The sequence below is a fragment of the Streptosporangium sp. NPDC023825 genome (assembly GCF_040639575.1).
Lineage (GTDB): Bacteria > Actinomycetota > Actinomycetes > Streptosporangiales > Streptosporangiaceae > Streptosporangium.
The window spans coordinates 1-2,806 of sequence record NZ_JBFAAE010000140.1 but is presented as its reverse complement, the minus strand read 5'-3'; the positions used below and the strand labels follow the sequence as shown (position 1 = coordinate 2,806).

The 2,806-nt window shown below is 69.7% G+C and carries 2 protein-coding genes; one reads left to right on the top strand and one right to left on the bottom strand.

Annotation, left to right across the window (positions count from 1 at the left end; genetic code table 11):
• A partial coding sequence (locus AB0G15_RS43355) for a phosphoketolase family protein (RefSeq protein WP_362851558.1) occupies positions 1–1,772 on the bottom strand: 1,772 nt, incomplete at its 3' end.
• A gap of 201 nt (positions 1,773–1,973) precedes the next feature.
• Here AB0G15_RS43355 and AB0G15_RS43350 point away from each other — a divergent pair.
• Positions 1,974–2,806: fumarylacetoacetate hydrolase family protein (locus tag AB0G15_RS43350; RefSeq protein WP_362851556.1), on the top strand; the 833-nt coding region annotated here is incomplete at its 3' end.

The following is a 2,806-nucleotide window of genomic DNA, read 5'->3' as shown; positions in this document are numbered from 1 at the left end:
AGCACGCCCAGCCCCCGCGTGCAGTGCGCGATCGCCTCGTCCATCCCCAGCAGGTTCAGCACCGGCTGCTTGCCGGCCACGATCACGTTCACATAATCACGTGAACGCAGGCAGTGATCAGCCGTCGACAGCAACGTGTTGGCGTCCGGCGGCAGGTAGACCCGCACCACAGAGGCCTTCTTGTTCATCACCACGTCCAGGAAACCCGGATCCTGGTGGGAGAACCCGTTGTGGTCCTGACGCCACACGTGTGAGGACAGCAGATAGTTCAACGACGCCACCGGCCGGCGCCAGCCGATCTTGCGGGAGGACTCCAGCCACTTGGCGTGCTGGTTGAACATCGCGTCGATGATGTGGATGAACGCCTCATAACAGTTGAACAACCCGTGACGGCCACTCAGCAGATAGCCCTCCAGCCAGCCCTGGCACAGGTGCTCGCTGAGCACCTCCATCACCCGGCCGCCCTCTCCGAGGTGCTCGTCGGTCCCCAGCAGCTCGGCGTTCCAGGCGCGGTCGGTGACCTCGAAGACCGCCTGCAGCCGGTTGGAGGCGGTCTCATCAGGGCCCATCAGCCGGAAGTTGTCGGGGTTGGCGGCGATGACGTCACGCAGGAAGGCGCCCAGCACCCGGGTGGGCTCGGTGCTGGCGGTGGCGGGCGAGGTGACCTCGACCGCGTGCGCGCGAAAGTCGCCCAGCGCCAGCGGCCGCAGCAGCTCACCGCCGTTGGCGTGCGGGTTGGCGCTCATCCGCAACGCCCCGGCCGGCACCGTCCCCACCACCTCGGCCACCGGCCGCCCCTGGGCGTCGAACAGCTCCTGCGGCCGATACGAGCGCATCCACTCCTGCAGCATCGCCAGGTGCTCGCCGTTGTCGCGCACCCCCGACAGCGGCACCTGATGCGAGCGCCAGGTGCCCTCCACCGGCAGGCCGTCGACCTCGCGCGGCCCGGTCCACCCCTTCGGCGTCCGCAAAACGATCATCGGTGGCCGGCCGGTCCGCCCCTGCTGGTAGTCGGCGATCTGATCGAAGACCGTCTCCAGCGTCTCGGCCATGATCTGGTGCACCGCCTCGGGCTCCTCCCCCGACACCAGGTGCGGACGGTAGCCGTAGCCCTCCATCAGCTTGACCAGCTCGGCCTCGGGGATACGGGCCAGCACCGCCGGATTGGCGATCTTGTAGCCGTTCAGATGCAGAATCGGCAACACCGCGCCGTCACGGCCCGGCGCGTGGAACTTGTTGGAATGCCAGCTCGCGGCCAGCGGCCCGGTCTCGGCCTCCCCGTCACCGATCACACACGCCACCACCAGGCCGGGGTTGTCGAACGCGGCCCCATACGCATGCGCCAGCGAATAGCCCAGCTCACCGCCCTCGTGGATCGAGCCGGGCGTCTCAGGCGCCACGTGAGAGGGAATGCCCCCGGGGAAGGAGAACTGCCGAAACAACCGCCGCATCCCCTCGGCGTCCCGCGTGATCTCCGGATATCTCTCGGTGTAGGAACCCTCCAGCCAGGCGTGCGCCACCGCCGCCGGCCCGCCGTGCCCCGGACCGGCGATATAGATCATGTCCTGATCGCGTTCGGCGATGACCCGGTTCAGATGGGCGAAACAGAAGTTCAGCCCCGGCGTGGTCCCCCAGTGCCCCAGCAGCCGGGGCTTGATGTGCTCGGCCCGCAACGGCTCGACCAGCAACGGATTGTCCAGCAGATAGATCTGACCGACCGACAGGTAGTTGGCCGCGCGCCAGTAGGCGTCGACGTGCGCGAGTGCGTCCATACCTCGACAGTTCCTCAACTGAGGCGTTCAAACCCCGGACGGCGAACTCCCTCTACCGCATTGAGGTGGAATGTACGAAGATCTCCGGATGAGTCTGGAGCGACGTAGGGGTGCGTTCGAGGCTGCTGTGGTTCCCGTCACCGGGAACGTCGGGAGTGAACGATGAGGTTTGTCGGGTTTCGGGATGGGCGTCAGGTCCGGGTGGGCGTACTCATCGGTGGGGACCGGGTGGCGCCGCTGGCCGAGGCGGGCGAGTTCTACGAGGACCTGCCCGGCTGGACCGCGAAGGCGCGTGACCTCTCCGGCGGCGAGCCGGGACCGCACGAGCGGGCGCTGGGCGAGCTGAGCCTGGCCCCGGCGGTGGCCGGTTCCGCGCGGGTGGTGTGCGTCGGGCTGAACTACCGGGCGCACGCCGCCGAGGGCGGTTTCCCGATCCCGGAGACACCGGCGATCTTCGGGCGGTGGACGGCGTCGCTCGCGGTCGACGGGACGCCGGTCCCGGTGCCGCCGGACGAGGCGGGCCTGGACTGGGAGGTCGAGCTGGTCGCGGTGGTCGGCGCGGAGCTGCGGTGCGTGGACGAGGAGACCGCTCTGGCGGGGGTGTTCGGCTACGCGACCTTCAACGACCTGAGCGCCCGCCGGGCGCAGCGGCTGACCGCGCAGTGGACGCTCGGCAAGAACTCCGACCACAGCGGCCCGATCGGGCCGGTGGTGACCGCCGACGAGGTGGGCGACCCGGCCGGCGGGCTCCGGCTGGTGACCCGGGTCAACGGCGAGGTCGTCCAGGACGGCGACACCAAGGACATGATCTTCCCGGTCGGGCGGGTGCTGGCGCACCTGAGCCGGACCATGACGCTGCGCCCCGGCGACCTGGTGGCGACCGGCACCCCCGCCGGGGTGGGGCACGCGCGCACCCCGGCTCGCTTCCTGCGGCCCGGGGACGTGGTCGAGGTGGAGATCGACCGGCTGGGCCCGCCCTGGCCGCCAAAGCTCTCGCCCCGGTATGGAACTGGAGGCCACCGCGGCTTCCCCGA